Annotated in this window: 18 protein-coding genes; 6 read left to right on the top strand and 12 right to left on the bottom strand. The window is 61.1% G+C overall.

The window, feature by feature from the left end:
• Positions 1–3 precede the first annotated feature (3 nt).
• Genes ntrC through dusB form a run of 3 tightly spaced genes read right to left on the bottom strand, consistent with a single transcriptional unit; the run spans position 4 to position 3694 of the window.
• Entirely contained in the window at positions 4–1446 is a 1443-nt protein-coding gene (gene ntrC, locus ACYUCQ_RS04435) for a nitrogen regulation protein NR(I) (protein WP_460253297.1), read from the bottom strand.
• Complete coding sequence (locus tag ACYUCQ_RS04430) at positions 1443–2618, bottom strand: two-component system sensor histidine kinase NtrB (protein ID WP_460253296.1); 1176 nt, start codon at positions 2616–2618, stop codon at positions 1443–1445. The genes ntrC and ACYUCQ_RS04430 overlap by 4 nt, the downstream gene beginning before the upstream one ends.
• Entirely contained in the window at positions 2615–3694 is a 1080-nt protein-coding gene (dusB, locus tag ACYUCQ_RS04425) for a tRNA dihydrouridine synthase DusB (RefSeq protein WP_460253295.1), read from the bottom strand. Before dusB ends, ACYUCQ_RS04430 begins: the two co-directional genes overlap by 4 nt.
• An 87-nt stretch (positions 3695–3781) precedes the next feature.
• Between dusB and ispF the strand changes: the two genes are divergently transcribed.
• Genes ispF through hisI form a run of 4 tightly spaced genes read left to right on the top strand, consistent with a single transcriptional unit; the run spans position 3782 to position 6812 of the window.
• Complete coding sequence (ispF, locus tag ACYUCQ_RS04420; protein ID WP_460253294.1) at positions 3782–4315, top strand: 2-C-methyl-D-erythritol 2,4-cyclodiphosphate synthase; 534 nt, start codon at positions 3782–3784, stop codon at positions 4313–4315.
• Positions 4316–4356: 41 nt separating this feature from the next.
• A complete protein-coding gene (gene sseA / locus ACYUCQ_RS04415) occupies positions 4357–5208 on the top strand; it encodes a 3-mercaptopyruvate sulfurtransferase (protein ID WP_460253293.1) in 852 nt (283 codons plus the stop codon).
• Positions 5209–5214: 6 nt separating this feature from the next.
• Positions 5215–6471 carry a cystathionine beta-lyase gene (gene metC, locus ACYUCQ_RS04410; protein ID WP_460253292.1) on the top strand — a complete coding sequence of 419 codons (1257 nt, stop codon included), beginning with the start codon at positions 5215–5217 and terminating at the stop codon, positions 6469–6471.
• Positions 6468–6812, top strand: coding sequence for a phosphoribosyl-AMP cyclohydrolase (gene hisI, locus ACYUCQ_RS04405; RefSeq protein WP_460253291.1), 345 nt, complete (start codon positions 6468–6470; stop codon positions 6810–6812). Before metC ends, hisI begins: the two co-directional genes overlap by 4 nt.
• Here the strand turns inward: hisI and ACYUCQ_RS04400 are convergent.
• The 9 genes from ACYUCQ_RS04400 to ACYUCQ_RS04360 all read right to left on the bottom strand — a co-directional run bounded on the left by ACYUCQ_RS04400 (position 6803) and on the right by ACYUCQ_RS04360 (position 13875).
• On the bottom strand, positions 6803–7174 hold the full coding sequence (locus ACYUCQ_RS04400) for a HesB/IscA family protein (RefSeq protein WP_460253290.1): 372 nt from the start codon (positions 7172–7174) through the stop codon (positions 6803–6805). The two genes, hisI and ACYUCQ_RS04400, sit on opposite strands and share 10 nt — an antisense overlap.
• A 27-nt stretch (positions 7175–7201) precedes the next feature.
• On the bottom strand, positions 7202–7570 hold the full coding sequence (locus ACYUCQ_RS04395) for an iron-sulfur cluster assembly protein (protein ID WP_460253289.1): 369 nt from the start codon (positions 7568–7570) through the stop codon (positions 7202–7204).
• Positions 7563–8012, bottom strand: coding sequence for a Fe-S cluster assembly sulfur transfer protein SufU (gene sufU / locus ACYUCQ_RS04390; RefSeq protein WP_460253288.1), 450 nt, complete (start codon positions 8010–8012; stop codon positions 7563–7565). Before sufU ends, ACYUCQ_RS04395 begins: the two co-directional genes overlap by 8 nt.
• A complete protein-coding gene (locus ACYUCQ_RS04385; RefSeq protein ID WP_460253287.1) occupies positions 8012–9253 on the bottom strand; it encodes an aminotransferase class V-fold PLP-dependent enzyme in 1242 nt (413 codons plus the stop codon). The genes sufU and ACYUCQ_RS04385 overlap by 1 nt, the downstream gene beginning before the upstream one ends.
• Entirely contained in the window at positions 9250–10446 is a 1197-nt protein-coding gene (gene sufD, locus ACYUCQ_RS04380) for a Fe-S cluster assembly protein SufD (RefSeq protein ID WP_460253286.1), read from the bottom strand. The genes ACYUCQ_RS04385 and sufD overlap by 4 nt, the downstream gene beginning before the upstream one ends.
• Positions 10443–11186, bottom strand: coding sequence for a Fe-S cluster assembly ATPase SufC (gene sufC, locus ACYUCQ_RS04375; protein ID WP_460253285.1), 744 nt, complete (start codon positions 11184–11186; stop codon positions 10443–10445). Before sufC ends, sufD begins: the two co-directional genes overlap by 4 nt.
• A gap of 10 nt (positions 11187–11196) precedes the next feature.
• Positions 11197–12648 carry a Fe-S cluster assembly protein SufB gene (gene sufB, locus ACYUCQ_RS04370; protein WP_460253284.1) on the bottom strand — a complete coding sequence of 484 codons (1452 nt, stop codon included), beginning with the start codon at positions 12646–12648 and terminating at the stop codon, positions 11197–11199.
• A gap of 8 nt (positions 12649–12656) precedes the next feature.
• Positions 12657–13124 carry an SUF system Fe-S cluster assembly regulator gene (locus ACYUCQ_RS04365; protein WP_460253283.1) on the bottom strand — a complete coding sequence of 156 codons (468 nt, stop codon included), beginning with the start codon at positions 13122–13124 and terminating at the stop codon, positions 12657–12659.
• 91 nt (positions 13125–13215) lie between these two features.
• Positions 13216–13875: an HAD family hydrolase gene (locus ACYUCQ_RS04360; protein ID WP_460253282.1), complete on the bottom strand. Its 660-nt coding sequence runs from the start codon at positions 13873–13875 to the stop codon at positions 13216–13218.
• 81 nt (positions 13876–13956) lie between these two features.
• Here ACYUCQ_RS04360 and glmU point away from each other — a divergent pair, with 81 nt between their 5' ends.
• Both glmU and glmS read left to right on the top strand, forming a co-directional pair.
• Positions 13957–15282 (top strand): bifunctional UDP-N-acetylglucosamine diphosphorylase/glucosamine-1-phosphate N-acetyltransferase GlmU, encoded by a 1326-nt coding sequence (gene glmU, locus ACYUCQ_RS04355; protein ID WP_460253507.1) that lies wholly within the window; start codon positions 13957–13959, stop codon positions 15280–15282.
• A 2-nt stretch (positions 15283–15284) separates the two neighbouring features.
• Positions 15285–17108, top strand: coding sequence for a glutamine--fructose-6-phosphate transaminase (isomerizing) (gene glmS, locus ACYUCQ_RS04350; protein WP_460253281.1), 1824 nt, complete (start codon positions 15285–15287; stop codon positions 17106–17108).
• Positions 17109–17190 lie beyond the last annotated feature (82 nt).

Below are 17190 nucleotides of genomic sequence, written 5' to 3'. Positions count from 1 at the left end.
GGCTCAACCAACCCGCCGCGCCACGTCAAGGTCGTGCAGGCGGATTTTCTTGCGCAGCGTATTGCGATTAAGCCCCAGCAGCGAAGCTGCGCGAATTTGATTACCCCGCGTTTCAGCCAGCACCTGACGGATCAACGGTGCCTCGAAATCAGCCAAAATCCGGTCATAGAGCACCCCTTCTTCGCCGGTTCCGCGCATGGCGGCGAGCACGCGCGCGATATGCTGCTCAATGGCCCGTTCAATCGGCTGGGCCGCCGCCTCGCTGCTCGATACCGGCTCGGCATGCACCAATTCGGCCAAGGCTTGATCGATAATCTCAGCGGTGATGACCGGCTGGGGCACCAAAGCCGCCAGCCTGCGCATCAAATTTTCCAATTCGCGCACATTGCCGGGCCAGCGATAGGCCGATAGCCGCGCCATCGCCTCGGGCGCCAAGGTTTTGGCGCTCAGCCCTTCATTTTGCGCCCGCATGAGGAAATGTTGCGCTAACAGCGGAATATCGCCGGGCCGCTCGCGCAAGGGCGGCAGGCGGATCGGCACCACATTCAGCCGATAAAACAAATCCTCGCGGAACTGCCCGGCACGGATCAACACGCGCAAATCCCGATGGGTCGCCGCCACGATGCGCGCATTCGCGCGGATCGGCTGGCGGCCACCAACGGTGGTAAACTCGCCTTCCTGCAACACCCGCAACAGCCGAGTTTGCGCCTCTTGCGGCATGTCGCCAATTTCATCGAGAAACAACGTCCCGCCTGCCGCTTGCTCGAACCGGCCAATATGCCGGTTGGTCGCGCCGGTGAAAGCACCGCGCTCATGGCCGAACAACTCGCTCTCGATCAATTCACGCGGGATCGCCGCCATATTGATCGCAACGAACGGCCCCTGGCGCCTGCGCCCATAATCATGCAAGGCGCGCGCAATCAATTCCTTGCCGGTGCCGGATTCTCCGGTGACCATGATGGTCAAATCCGCCGTGGTCAGCCGGGCAATCACCCGGTAAATTTCCTGCATCACCGGCGCGCGGCCAATCAAGGGCAGATCATCGCCCGGCACCGCTTCCGGCGTGGGGCCTGGCAGCGGCTGCTTGATCGCCCGATCCACAATGCTGAGCAGCTCGGTCAAATCAAAGGGCTTGGGCAAATATTCGAACGCGCCACGCTGGGTTGATTGCACGGCAGTGAGAATCGTCGATTGCGCGCTCATCACCACCACCGGCAAATCGGGCCTGATCCGCCGGATGCGCGGCACCAAATCCAGCCCATTGCCATCGGGCATGACAATATCGGTGATCACCAAATCGCCTTCGCCATCCTCGACCCAGCGCCAGAGCGTGGCCGCCGCACCGGTGGCGCGCACCTGATACCCGGCGCGACCGAGCGCTTGGGTTAATACCGTGCGGATCGAGCGATCATCATCGGCAATCAAAATTGTCGGCACTGTGGTCATGCGCCTGGTCCATCCCCAATTTCGTCCATCGTTTCATCGAAAACCGGCAAATGCAGCCGAAATTCGGTGCGTCCCGGCCAGCTTTCGGTCTGGATCAAACCGCCATGATCGGCGACGATTTTGGCCACCAGCGCCAGCCCCAACCCGCTCCCCGTGGCCTTGGTGCTCACGAAGGGCTCGAATAAATGCCGCCGAATATCATCGGGAATCCCCGGCCCGTTATCGCGCACCGCCACGAACACCGGCAAATTGCGCTGCGCCCGCGCGCCGCCGGTCCCCAGCCGCACCCCGTGCTGAAACCCGGTCAGGAGCTGGATTTCGCCATCCAACCGCTCGGTTTCAGCAATCGCCTCGGCGGCATTTTTCACCAGATTGAGCAAAACCTGGATCAACAAATCCCGATGGCCCAGCACCGCCGGTAGCGAGGGGTCATAAAGCTCGACAAAGCGGATGCGGGCGCCAAACCCCGATTGTGCCAGCCTGCGCACATGCTCCAGCACCCGATGGATATTCACCGCCTTGGGGGCGATTGGCTTATCGCCAAACATCTCCATCCGCTCGACCAAATCGCGAATCCGGTCCACCTCGTCACAAATCAGCGTGGTCAACTCACGGTCTTCCGTGCGCGCCCCCGCTTCCAATAATTGGGCCGCCCCCCTGATGCCCGATAGCGGATTTTTCACCTCATGGGCGAGCACCGCCGCCATGCCATTGATGCTGCGCGCGGCATTGCGCGCTGAAATCTGCTGATCGAGCGCGCGTGCCGCCGATCCATCCTGGATCGCCACCACCACATGCCCGGCCCGGCCTGCCAGCGGGGCAGCCTGCAATGCCACCACCCGGCGCGTCAGGCGCGGCCCATCCAGCACCAGATCATGCTCGGCAATCGTCACGCCCTGACGGCGGGCGCGCTCCAGCAGCAAAAACATCGGCAAATCCGGTGCCAGCACATCCTCAAGCGCGCGGCCTACCAGCCGCAAGGCCGACACGCCCAGCAATTCCTCCGCCGCGTAATTCAGCGACACCACCCGGTTTTCCGGGTCAAGCTCTAAGACCGGGTTGGGCAGCGCATCGAGCAACGCGGATGGCGCCGATGGGGCGGCGATCTCGGCAGGGCGCTCACCCCGGCCACTCGGACGCAACCGGCGCAGCGCCTCGCGAAACCCGCTCACGCCGCATCCCGGAGAGCATCATCAGCCGCGTATCCGCGCTCGCCGGCATAGCCCTGCTCCACGGCCCGATGATAGATCGCCTCGATCAAGGCTTCGACGGCGCCCGGATCATCCAGCCGATTAACCGTCTCGCGAAATTCCGCCGCCCCGTGCAACCCGCGCACATACCAAGAGATATGCTTGCGGGCGATCCGCAGGCCCGCCCCCTCGCCGTAATGCGCGCGCATCGCCCGGTAATGCTCCAGCAAAATCGTGCATTGCGTCAATAGCGGCGGTGCCGGCGGCATCATCCCGGTGCGCAAATAAGCCGCCACCTGCGCCAAAAACCACGGCCGGCCATAAGCGCCGCGCCCAATCATCACCCCATCCGCGCCCGAGCGCCGCAGCGCCTCCGCCGCTTTCTCCGGCGTGGTGATATCACCATTGGCGATCACCGGGATCGACACCGCATCCTTGACCGATGCGATAAAATCCCAATCCGCCTCGCCCTGATAAAATTGCTGGCGGGTGCGCCCATGCACCGTCACCATCGCGATGCCCGCCTCCTCGGCAATTTTGGCCAAACGCGGCGCGTTCAAATGATCGCGATCCCAGCCCATGCGCATTTTCAGCGTCACCGGCACCGCGACCGCTTGCACCGTCGCGCTCAAAATCCGGGCGGCCTGCACCTCATCGCGCATCAGCGCCGATCCGGCCATTTGCCCGACCGCGACTTTTTTCACCGGGCAACCAAAATTAATATCAATCAAATCAGCGCCCTGCGCGACGCCAAGGCGTGCAGCCTGCGCCATCGCTTCCGGGTCGCAGCCGGCCAATTGCAAGGAGGATGGCCCACCATCCTCGGCCATTTCCGCCATTTGCCGGGTCTTGGCGTTCTCGCGCACCATCGCCCAGGACGCGATCATTTCCGATACCACCAGCCCGGCACCGAGCCGCTTGGCGATGCTGCGAAATGGCAAATCGGTGACGCCGGACATGGGTGCCAGAATCACCGGCGTTTCCAGCCGCACGGTTTTTGCCGCCGATTGCAGGGTAATCGGCCTAATCATCGCGCTGGGCTGTGGCTGGATGCTCATCATTTAATCACTACAAGCCCAGCCCTTGACGCGCAATCGGTCTATGCGCATGCGGAGGGCGGAAATCGCATCGGATGGAGGCTTGGTATGCAAACCGGATTGGATATCGGATCATTGATCGCGCAGGGCGCCCTTGCGCGCATCGGTACCGGGTTTGACGTGCATGCGCTGGTCGCCAACCGTCCCTTGATATTGTGCGGCGTCACAATCCCGTTCGATCAAGGGCTTGCTGGTCATTCTGATGCCGATGTCGGCATTCATGCCTTGTGCGACGCGATTTATGGCGCGCTGGCCGAGGGTGATATTGGTCGGCATTTCCCGCCGAGCGAAGCCCATTGGAAAGATGCCGATTCCGCGCAGTTTTTGCGCCACGCGGTTGATTTGGTGGCGCAACGCGGCGGTGCCATCGCCAATATCGACATCACCCTGATATGTGAGCAGCCAAAAATCACTCCGCATGCCCAAAAAATGCGCGCCCGCCTCGCGGAACTGACCCGCCTGCCGCTCGATCGCATCTCGGTGAAGGCCACCACCACCGAGCGGCTCGGCTTTACCGGGCGCGGCGAAGGCATCGCCGCACAGGCCGCCGTCATGCTGCTGGTACCGCTCCGCTCCGCCTGATCGCGGATGGACGCCCCTGAAAATCACGGTATGGTTGGGTCATGGATCATTTGATCAGCACCGATGCCCTCGCCGCCGCGCTCGACCGCCGAGACCGCAAGCTCGCCATCCTCGATGCGTCCTTCTACCTGCCCACCGAGCCGCAAAATCCGCGTGCTTTGTTTGAAGACGCCCATATTCCGGGTGCGCAGTTTTTTGATATCGAAACCATCGCCGATCTGAGCACAGGCCTGCCCCATATGCTGCCGGATAGCGATGCGTTCGCCGCCGCGATCGCCGCACTGGGTATCAGCAATGACACCGAGATTGTGGTGTATGACCAGCGCGGCCTGTTTTCTGCTGCCCGTGTCTGGTGGATGTTTCACGCCCATGGCCATCCGCACATCGCCGTGCTGGATGGCGGGCTGCCGAAATGGCGCGCGGAAGACCGCCCGTTAGCGAGCGGCGCGGCCCACCAACTCGCCCCCGCCCGGTTCGCCGCGCGCTTGAACCCTGATATGGTGCGGCATCGGCATCATGTTCTCGACATCGCCCATCGGCGCAACGCCAAATTGCTCGATGCCCGTGCCGCCGCCCGCTTCGCCGGCACGGCGCCCGAGCCACGCCCCGGTATGCGCGCCGGCCATGTGCCCGGCGCCATCTCTTTGCCGTTCCAGCATCTGCTCAACGCCGATCAGACGCTGAAATCCCCCGCCGCCCTGCGCGCTTTATTCGCCGAGCACGGCGTTGATGGCACCGAGCCAGTGATCACCATGTGCGGCTCAGGCGTCACCGCCGCGATTCTAACCCTCGGACTGCACCATGCCGGACTGCCGATTGGCGGCCTCTATGACGGCTCCTGGGCCGAATGGGGCGGGCGCGCCGACACCCCGATTGAAACCGCGAACGGATAATATCGCATGACCGAGCATCATCCCGACACCAAACTGGTCCATGGCGCGCGCGCCCCCACCAAGAGCCACGGCTTTGTCAATCCAAAACTGGTGCGCGGGTCAACCGTGTTATACCAAGATTGCGCGCAGCGCCGCGACATTGGCAAAAGGCGTTTGGAACAAGAGGAAATTTACGGGCTCTATGGCACCGAGACTCATTTTGCCCTCGAAAACATGGTCGCCAGCATCGAGGGTGGGACCCATTGCCAAATCGTCTCCTCGGGCCTCGCCGCGATCACCGTGCCGCTGCTCGCTTATCTAAAATCGGGCGATCATTTGCTGGTACCGGATTCAATTTACGGCCCCACCCGCCGCTTCTGCGATACCACGCTGCGCCGGTTTGGCGTGACCACCACCTATTATGATCCGCTGATCGCGGAGGCTGATCTCGTCCGCCTGCTGCAGCCGCAGACGCGGGTGATTTTTGTAGAAAGTCCTGGCAGCCACACGTTCGAAGTGCAGGACGTGCCAATGATTGCGCGCATCGGCCATCAGCATGGCGCGAAGATTTTTATGGATAACACGTGGGGTATTCATATTTTTCAGCCCTTCCGCCATGGCGTTGATGTTTCGATCCAGGCCCTAACAAAATATGTTGGCGGGCATTCTGATCTGGTGCTTGGCTCAATCACTGTGAATAGCGATGAGGATTGGGAGTGGCTGCGCACCGGCGCGCTCGATCTTGGGCAATATGCCTCGCCCGATGATTGCTGGCTGGCGCTGCGCGGTGCGCGCACCCTCAATGTGCGCCTCGCCCATCAGGAACGCTCAGCCCTTACCATTGCCCAATGGCTCGCCACCCGCCCGGAAATTAGCCGGGTGCTGCACCCAGCTTTGCCCTCCTGCCCCGGTCATGCAATCTGGCAGCGCGATTTCACCGGCGCCAGCGGCTTGTTTGGCATCGTGTTCCAACCGGAATTTGGTTATGACGCGGTTACGGCGATGGTGGATGCGCTGAAACTTTTTGGCATCGGCGCGTCATGGGGCGGCTATGAAAGCCTCGCACTCCCCACCAGCTTCACCATCACCCGTAGCGAAGGCACTGGCCGTTTTGGTGGCGAGATGCTGCGTTTGCAAATAGGCCTGGAGCACCCTGAGGATTTGATTGCCGACCTGACCCAAGGCCTCGCAATCCTGCGCAGTCAAACCCGCACGATTTGTGCATCCTCACCCTGCCTTGCCGATGAAATGCAAGACCTCTATCGCGAAGACCAGTTGAAATGACCGAGACTGCACCGTGGCACTTTAACGATAACGGCCTGATCCCGGCCATCGCCCAGCAGCACGATACGGGTGAAGTGTTGATGCTGGCCTGGATGAACCAAGAGGCGATTGAGGAAACATTGCGCACCGGTCAGGTTTGTTATTACAGCCGCAGCCGGCAAAAACTCTGGCGTAAAGGCGAAACCTCCGGCCACACGCAGCGCTTGATTTCCATGCGCCTTGATTGTGATGGCGATACGATTTTATTGCTGATCGATCAAACCGGCCCGGCCTGCCATACCGGTGCGCATAATTGCTTTTTTCGCACCATCGGTGCGGATGGTTCGATCGCTCAGACGTGAAAACTCTCGCCGCACCCGCAACGGCCTTTTTCGTTTGGATTCTCGAAAGTAAAGCCGGCTGAGAATTTCTCAACCTTATAATCCATCACTGTGCCGATCAAAAACAACGTCGCTTTGCGATCAATCAGCACCGTCAAGCCATGATCCTTGATCACCTCATCGGACGGCGCGGGCGCTTCCACCCAATCCATCACATATGACATGCCCGAACAACCCTTGGTGCCAACGCTGACGCGTAGCAACTTGCCCTGCTCGGCACTAGCATAAAGCCCCCGCAGCCGCTCCGCCGCTGCCTCGGTCAGCGTGAGGAGCGGGGGCAGGCTGCGCCGGGCCGGAGCGTTATTGGTTTCAGAAACACTCATGACATCACCATCCTTGTCTCAAAGCACTCAATACATGTTGAGCGCCAACCGCGCCTCATCACTCATCCGGCTCGGGTCCCACGGCGGGTCCCACACCACACGCACATCGATCTCGCTGACGCCAGGGATCGTGCCAATCGCGAGGCGCACCGATTCCGGCAATTCCTGCGCACTCGGGCAGCCAGGTGCGGTGAGCGTCATTTCCACTTTGACCGCGCTGCCTTCAATTTCAACAGCGTAAATCAGGCCAAGTTCGTAAATATTGATCGGAATTTCCGGATCATACACGCTGGCAATCGCGCTCACCACATCGGCTTCGCTGACCAAGGGCGTGGTCTCTCCCGTCGGCGTCCAGACGCTCGCCGCTTCGGTCGCCATTACCGGTTTATCATCCATGTTCCAGCTCCCTTCGCTTATCCATCGCCGCGCTGAGCGCCTGCCAAGGCAGCGTCGCGCAACGATGACGCGAGCGGTAGGCCGAAACGCCGGCAAAAGCTTGCAACATACCGAAATCCTCCCGCGCCGGCACCGTGCCGGTTTGCACCATCGCTTCAAATTCCGTTGCGAGCTGGCCTGTTTCGCTAGCCGCCCGCCCGATCACAATTTCCGCCAATATGTCAGCCGAGGCGACGCAAATCGCACAACCGCGCGTCTCGTGTGCCGCTTGCGTGATCATCCCGGCTTCGTCACAGCGTAGCGACAGCCGAACCCGATCACCGCACATCGGGTTATTGCCCTCTGCCTCGGCGTGCGCCGCCGCAACCCGCCCCGCATGCAACGGGTGACGCGCCCGCTCCATCACCAGCCGTTGATAAAGATCGCTGGCGTCGTCTGACATTAGCTGAATATCTTTCGAATTCGCTCAAGCCCCACGCCCAGCGCATCGATTTCAGCGCATGTCGAATAAACGCCAAAGGAGGCCCGCGCCGTGCTATCAAGTCCCAAACGACGCGTTAGTGGTTCCGCGCAATGATGCCCGGCCCGCACCGCAATCCCTTGCTTATCCAGCAGCGTGGCGACGTCATGCGCATGCACGCCATCCAGCGTGAATGACACCACGCCGCCCCGATCCTGCGCTGCGCCGGCGATATGAAGCCCCGGAATATGAGCGAGCACCGCCAACGCATGCTCGGTCAGTTCACGCTCATGCGCCGCAATTGCCTCAAACCCGATGGTATTGATGTAATCAATCGCAGCCCCCAACCCAATCGTCTCGATAATCGCGGGCGTTCCCGCCTCAAAGCGAAAGGGCGGCTTGGCCCAGGTGGATCGTTGATAGGTCACGGTGCCGATCATCTCGCCACCGCCCAAAAAAGGCGGCATCGCGTCTAACAACTCCGCCTTGCCATACAAGACGCCAATCCCGGTTGGCCCATATAGTTTATGGCCGGAAAATACGTAAAAATCGGCATCAATCGCCCGCACGTCCACGGCACGATGCACCACAGCTTGCGCCCCATCGAGCAAAATTCGCGCGCCATGCGCATGCGCGAACGACGCCAACCGCTCCACCGGCGTATAGGTGCCCAACACATTGGACATATGGGTGACCGCAAGCAGCCGCACTTTGCCATCGGCAAAAACCTGCTCCAAATGCGAAAAATCGATCTCGCCGGCATCGGTAATTCGCACCACGCGCAACTCAATGCCGTGCGCATCGCGCAGCATCTGCCAGGGCACCAAATTCGCATGGTGCTCCATTTCGCTCACCACCACCGCATCCCCGGCCTGCAGTGCGCTGCGCCCATAGCTATGAGCCACCAGATTGACCGCCTCGGTGGCGTTGCGCACGAAAATGATTTCATCGCGCCTTGCATTGATGAACTGCGCAACCTTGTCGCGCACTGCCTCATAATCATCCGAGCATTGTTCGCTCATCCAATGCAATCCGCGATGCACATTGGCGTAGCGCGTCTCCATCGTGCGCACCATCGCATCGATCACAGCGCGCGGTTTTTGCGCGGATGCGGCACTATCCAAAAACACCAATTTCTTGCCATGCACCTGTTGGCTGAGGATCGGAAAATCGGCTCTGATCCGCTCAACATCGAATGAAGGCGCTGCGACGGCAACACTCATAACGCAGCCCTCCGCCACCATTCATCAATCGCCGCCTCGAATATTGGCCGCGCCACACTCTCACCAATCGGCTCCAACGCCTCGGTTAAAAACGCCCGGATTAGCATCGCCCGTGCCTGCGCCTCATCAATGCCTCGGCTGCGCAGGTAGAAAATCTGCTCAGGGTCCAGCGCCCCAATCGTCGCACCGTGGCTGCATTTCACATCGTCGGCGAAAATCTCCAACTCCGGCTTGCTATCAATTTCTGCGTCCGGCGAGAGCAACAGAGCTTGGTTCATCTGATACCCATCGGTCTTTTGGGCAATCCGATCCACTTCGATGCGTCCTTGAAAAACGCCACGCGCCGTGCCGTCAATCACCGATTTCACCGTCTGACGGGACGAGCAATGCGGTGCCTTGTGCGCAATCACTGTGGTGATATCCCCGTGCTGACGGCCCGTTAACATCTGCGCGGCATTCAATTGCACATCGCCATGCGCGCCCGCCAGCGCCACGTGAAACTCGCTGCGCGCCAGCGACGCCCCGGTGGCGAGGGTAAATCCATTATAGTGCGCGGCCTCGCCCATCGTAACAAAAACCGTCGCAACATGCACCGATTGCACCGCATCATCTTGCAGCCGGTAATGCTCAAGCCGTGCGCCCGCGCCGAGCGTGATCTCCCAAACCGGATCGTGAACATAAGCGCCCGATCCTTGGGCCACTTCAATAATCGTCAATGAAGCTTCAGCACCCAACACCACCCGATAACGCGGTGTGATCGGCTGCGCGTTGGCGCACGCCTGCGCGACAACCATCACCGTGCCACCCGCCTCAGCAGCGCGGAGCCTGATATCCACCCCGTCCTGACCGAGCGCGGTATTCAACGCCACTAACGAATTGGCCCCGACCGGCACGGCTTCATCACGCACCAGCCTGCTCATAAACGGCGCCGGGCGCGATAAAGCACCGTCCCAAACGCCATCACGCAGAACCGCGCAGGGTAATGATAAATCCGGCAGCATCAAAGCGGCCCGATCACCGGACGGCGTCCAATCGAAATCGCGCATCCGCGCCTTCAAATCGGTGAAATGCCAAGCCTCATCGCGGCGGTTGGGAAATCCCACCGCCCGGAATGCGTCCAGCGCCGCTCGCCGGTGCGGATGCTCTGCAACCGATGCTAAATCGATCCGATCCAAAAAAGCGAGGTCGTTCATGCGGCTTCTAGTCCTGCGTAGCCATGGGCTTCGAGTTCCAGCGCGAGGTCCGGCCCGCCGGATCGCACGATGCGCCCGCCCGCCAACACATGCACCCGGTCCGGCACGATATGATCGAGCAAGCGCTGATAATGGGTAATCACCAAGGCCGAGAAATTCGGCCCGCGCGCGGCATTAACCCCATCGGCGACAATGCGCAGCGCATCAATATCAAGCCCGGAATCGGTCTCATCCAATAAGGCCAGACTCGGTTGCAACAAGGCCATTTGCAAAATCTCGTTGCGCTTCTTTTCGCCGCCGGAAAACCCGACATTGACGTTCCGCTTGAGCATGTCTTCAGGCATCGATAGCCGCTTGATCGCCGCCCGCGCCTCTTTCAGAAACGCAACCGTATCCATTTCCGGCTCACCGCGCGCCTTGCGCACGGCATTGACCGCCGTGCGAATAAAATTCGCATTGCCCACGCCCGGCAGTTCAATCGGATATTGAAACGCTAAAAACACTCCCGCCGCCGCACGCGCCTCAGGCTCCATCGCTAACAAATCTTGACCATTAAACAGCACACTGCCGCCGGTCACCTCATAGCCCTCACGCCCGGATAGCACATAGGACAAGGTGGATTTCCCTGCGCCATTTGGCCCCATAATGGCGTGAATTTCGCCATCCGGCACCACCAGGTCAATGCCATTGAGGATCGTTTTATCCTCGATTGAGGCCGTCAAACCCTTAATCTCTAACATCGTACGATCCTTACCCTACCGAACCTTCGAGCGACACAGCCAATAATTTCTGCGCTTCCACCGCAAACTCCATCGGCAATTCCTTCAGCACCTCGCGGCAAAACCCATTGACCAGCAACCCAACTGCATCCTCTTCGGACAGCCCGCGCGAGCGACAATAAAACAACTGGTCATCAGCAATCTTCGAGGTGGTCGCTTCATGTTCCACCTTCGCACTCTGATTACGACACTCAATATACGGCACCGTATGCGCCCCGCATTGATCGCCGATCAGCAGGGAGTCACACTGGGTGAAATTCCGCGCATTCCGCGCCTTGGGCATAATCCGCACCAACCCACGATAGGTATTGTTGGAATGCCCTGCCGAAATCCCTTTCGAGATAATCGTGCTCGTGGTGTTCGGTGCCAAATGGATCATTTTGGTGCCGGTGTCAGCCTGCTGCCGATGATTAGTCAGCGCCACCGAGTAAAACGAGCCACTGGACCCTTCGCCCTGCAAAATACAGGACGGGTATTTCCAGGTAATCGCCGAGCCAGTCTCCACCTGCGTCCAGGAAATTTTCGATTTTGCCCCCCGGCACGCGCCGCGCTTGGTCACAAAATTATAAATCCCGCCTTTGCCATCCGCATCACCCGGATACCAATTCTGCACGGTCGAATATTTGATGCTTGCCTCATCATGCGCCACCAATTCCACCACCGCCGCATGCAGCTGGTTCTCATCGCGCATCGGTGCGGTGCAGCCTTCCAAATAGGAAACACTGGCCCCCGCTTCAGCAATAATCAGCGTCCGCTCAAACTGCCCGGTATTGCGGGCATTGATCCGGAAATAGGTGGATAATTCCATCGGGCAGCGCACGCCTTTAGGAATATAGACAAAACTCCCATCGGAAAACACGGCCGAATTCAGCGCCGCATAGTAATTATCTCCAGCCGGCACGACACTGCCGAGATATTTGCGCACCAACTCAGGATGCTCACGCACCGCCTCGGAAATTGAGCAGAAAATCACGCCAACCTGGGCCAGACTATCGCGAAACGTCGTCGCGACCGAAACACTGTCAAACACCGCGTCAACCGCAACGCCCGCCAAGCTGGCCCGCTCATTCAGCGGGATTCCCAATTTCTCATACATTTCCAGCAATGCCGGATCGACCTCATCGAGCGATTTGGGTGCCGGCGCGCGCGGCGCCGCGTAATAATGCAAATCCTGATAATCGATCCGTGGATGCATAATGCGCGCCCAAGCCGGGTCCGCCATAGTGAGCCAAGCGCGATACGCTTTCAGCCGCCATTCCAGCAGCCATTCCGGCTCCTGTTTCTTGGCCGAAATCAGGCGAACAATATCCTCATTCAGCCCTTTCGGTGCAAAATCCATATCAATCGCGGTCTCGAACCCGTACTGATACCCACTCTCGGCCAGCCGGTCGATCGTCTCGCGTGTCTCAGTGATCGCAGCCATCAAAACCCCTATTTCAATACGGCTAACGCGCCGTGATCCAGTTCCGTCGCCGAAAGCCGCATGGATTTCGGCACCGTCGCCACCTGCATGTCTGCAAGCGTAATCGCCCCTAACGCCTCGCTGATCGCGTCATTCACCACACTCCAGCGCCCCGCCATCGGGCACAGTGATTGGCTCTCGCACGATCCGCCGGTTCCCTCGACGCACGCCGTCAGCGCGATCGGGCCATCGATCGCCGCGATCACCGCTGACACCGGGATCGCGCTTAACGGACGGATCAGCCGATACCCGCCCCGCGCCCCGCGCTGCGATGCGACCAGCCCCGCCTGCGCCAACCCCTTGAGCACCTTGCCGACCGTTGGCTCCGGCAGCCCAATGGCCGCCGCAATCCCCGGCGAGGTCTCAATATCCGCCGATTGTGCCAGACGAACCAGCACAACCACGGCATAATCGGTGAGGCGTGACAAACGGAGCATGGGCCATCTCAATTGGGGACAACAGCGGTCCTAATTGAAATGGGGCATGCTGGCCCAGACGTCAAGCCTTTTTATAACGCCAATCACTTGATCAAGTCGCCAGGATCGCCCCGATCATCGGCGCCAGCTCCGCCGGCTCGTCAACCTGAAACGCCGCGTCCGCCTGCCCATAGCCCCAATTGCAAAAAATCCCGGTCGTCGCACAGCCCGCCGCCGCCGCCAGATCGTTCGGATGATCGCCAATCATCACCGCACACGAAGCCGGCACGCCAATCGCGTCCAGCACCGCCTGCAAATGGCGCGGGTCGGGCTTGCGAAATGGCGTGGCATCGCCGCCAATTACCGCCTGAAATGGCGCCTCCAAATCCAGCGCCGCCAGCACCTTGCGCGCCGAAACTTCGGGCTTGTTGGTACACACCGCCAACACATAGCCTTCGCCCGCCAGCGTCGCCAAAGCCTGGGGTATCCCCGCGAAAACAACGGTCAAATCGGTCACGTGCGCTTCATAATCCTCGAGAAAAATCTGCACATCGGCATCGCTCGGCACCAGCCCGCGCACCGCATAGCCGCGCTTGAGCAACATCAGCGCCCCATCGCCAATCATCGGTTTCACCAACGCTGGCTCAACCGGGGCCTGGCCATGCCGCGCCAGCGAACGGTTCAGCGCCGCCGCCAAATCCGGCAAACTATCAATCAACGTGCCATCCAAATCAAAAATCGCCGCCCGCTTGCCGCACACCGCATCCGCCATGAAAAACTCCGATAAATATCTTGACCGCCCCATCCTTTGACACGGCACGCACCCCAAGGCTACCGCATTCTCATGACGCAGTTGCACAAAACCGCCATCATCCTCGCGGCCGGCCTCGGCACCCGGATGAAATCGCGCCACCCGAAAGTAACGCACCGCATCGCCGGCCTGCCGATGCTCTCGCACCTGATCAACAGCCTCGCTCCGCTTTATGATCGGATTGTGGTGGTCACCGGACCGGACATGCCCGAGATCGCTAGCCTCGCCGCACCGCACCCCACCCTGATCCAAACCGAACGGCTCGGCACCGCCCACGCCGCCCGCGCCGCCGAAGCGCAATTCGGTGAGGGCATCGTCTCGATCATTTACGGCGATAATCCGCTACTCACCGCCCCGATTTTCCAAGCGCTGATCGATGCGGTGAGCGGTCCCAACGCCGCTGGCCTCGCTTTGATCGGCACCCACCCGCCCGATCCCGGTGCCTTTGGCCGCATCATCACCGAGCACGGCAGCGCCCAGCGCATCATTGAAAGCGCTGACGCCACCGAGGCCGAAAAAGCGATCACCCTCTGCAATATCGGCGGCTTCACCGGCCACGCCGCCGCCCTGCGCACCTGGCTGCGCAGCATCGAGAATCACAACGCCAAGGCCGAATATTATCTCACCGACCTCGTGGCCCGCGCCCGCGCCGATGACCAAACCGTGCGCGTGATCGAAGCACCCTGGGCGCAATGCCTCGGCGTCAATTCCCGTGCCGAGCTCGCCGCCGCCGAAGCGGCCCTGCAAACCCGCCTGCGCGCCGCCGCCCTCGCCGCCGGCGTGACCATGACCGCCCCTGACACCGTGTTTCTCGCCGCCGACACCATCCTCGCCCCTGATGTTACCATCGAACCCAACGTGATGTTCGGCCCCGGCGTGCGCCTCGCACCCGATGTCACCATCCGCGCCTTTTCGCACCTCGAAGGCTGCACCATCGAACCAGGCGCGATCATCGGCCCGTTCGCCCGCATCCGCCCCGGCAGCCTGATCGGCGAAGGCGCTCATGTCGGCAATTTCTGCGAAGTCAAAGCCACCCATCTCGGCTCCAAAGCCAAGGTCAATCACCTCTCCTATCTCGGTGACGCCTCCATCGGCGCGCGCACCAATATCGGTGCCGGCACCATCACCTGCAATTACGATGGCAACGCCAAGCACCGCACCACCATCGGCGCGGACGCCTTCATCGGCTCAGATGTTGCCCTGGTCGCTCCGGTGACCGTTGGCGATGGCGCGATCATCGGCGCCGGCAGCATCATCACCGAAAACGTCGCCGCCGACGCCCTCGCCCTCGCCCGCGCGCGTCAGGTGCAAAAACCCGGCCGCGCCCGCACGCTCCGCCTGCGCCACCAGCAACCTAGGGATCAATAATCATGTGTGGAATCGTCGGTGTTATCGGCAGCCAACCCGCCGCCGAACTTCTGCTCGATGGGCTCAGCCGCCTCGCCTATCGCGGCTATGACAGCGCAGGCATCGCCACCCTGGTTGATGGCGCGATCACCCGCCGCCGCGCCGAAGGCAAACTCACCAACCTCACCGCCGCCCTACGCGCCAACCCACTCCCCGGCACCACCGGCATCGGCCATACACGCTGGGCCACCCATGGCGCGCCCACCGAGGCGAACGCCCATCCGCACGGCACCGCCCGCGTCGCTGTTGTGCATAACGGCATCATCGAGAACCATCTTTTGCTCCGCACCGAGCTGGAAGCCGCCGGCCAAATCTTCGCCTCGGACACCGATACCGAAACCGTCGCCCAGCTCCTCGATTATCACCTCGCCCGTGGCCTCGCCCCGCTGCAAGCCGCCGCCGCCACCTTCCACCGCCTCGAAGGCGCCTACGCCCTCGCGCTGATCTTTGCTGATCACCCCGAACTCATCATCGGGGCGCGACGCGGCGCTCCGCTCGCCGTCGGCTATGGTGATGCCGAAATGTATCTCGGCTCCGACGCCCTCGCCCTCGCCCCGCTCACCCGCAACATCGCCTACCTCCAGGACGGCGATTGGGTCGCGCTGAGCCGCACCGATGCGATATTTTATGACGCTGCCGATCAACAAGTCACCCGCAAAATCGAAATCACCCGCCTCACCGGCGCCGCCATCGGCAAAGGCAATTTCCGCCACTTCATGGAAAAGGAAATCTGCGAAAGCCCCGTGGTTATCGGCGACACGCTGCACCGCATGATCGATCCCGCCAGCCGCATGCCGGTGCTCCCCGCGCTCGATCTCGATCTGCGCGCCATCCGTCGCATGGTGATCTCCGCCTGCGGCTCTGCCTTCTATGCCGGCCTCGTTGGCCGCTACTGGCTCGAAGAATATGCCCGTCTGCCCACGGATGCCGATGTCGCCAGCGAATTTCGCTACCGTAACCCCCCGCTCGAGCCGGCAACCCTCGGCCTCGTCGTCAGCCAATCCGGCGAAACCGCCGATACCCTCGCCGCCCTGCGCTATATGCGCCAGCAAAACTGCCAAACCCTCGCGGTGGTCAACGCCATTGAAAGCACCATCGCCCGCGAAAGCACATTCGCGCTGGAAACCATCGCCGGGCCGGAAATCAGCGTTGCCAGCACCAAAGCTGTCATCGCCCAAATGACTGTGCTCGCTGCCTTCACCCTCGCCCTCGCCCGCGCCCGCGCCACCCTTGATGACGCGACCATCGCCGATCTCGTCGAAGCGCTGATGGAAGTCCCGGCCAAAGCCGCCCAACTGATCGCCGATGATACCGACATCCGCGCCCTTGCCGCCGCCATCGCCGATAGCCGCGACATCCTGTTCTTTGGTCGCGGCTCCATGATGCCCATCGCCCTCGAAGGCGCGCTCAAACTCAAAGAACTCAGCTATATCCACGCCGAAGGCTACCCCGCCGGCGAAATGAAACACGGCCCCATCGCCCTGATCGACCCCAACGTGCCCATCATCGCCGTCATCCCCTCAGGGCCGCTGTTCGAAAAAACCGCGTCCAATTTGCAAGAAGCCGCCGCCCGTGGCGGACGCATCATCGTCCTGAGCGACGTCACCGGCGCCGCCCAGCTCGCCAGCATCGCCAGCCACAGCATCTTGCTCCCCTCATGCGACCCCTTCGTCGCCCCCATCCTCTACGCCCTGCAAGTGCAAATGCTCGCCTACCACGTCGCCATCCTCAAAGGCACCGACGTCGACCAACCCCGCAACCTCGCCAAATCCGTCACCGTCGAATGATTTCGCTCCGAAGTCTCGTGCCAGTCCTTTAGCCGTCGATCTCATATGGGTCTAGAGGATGGCCAAGGTTCCGCCGATACGA

Source organism: Acidiphilium sp. MT5 (assembly GCF_054767495.1).
This window is presented reverse-complemented; position numbering and strand designations above follow the sequence as displayed.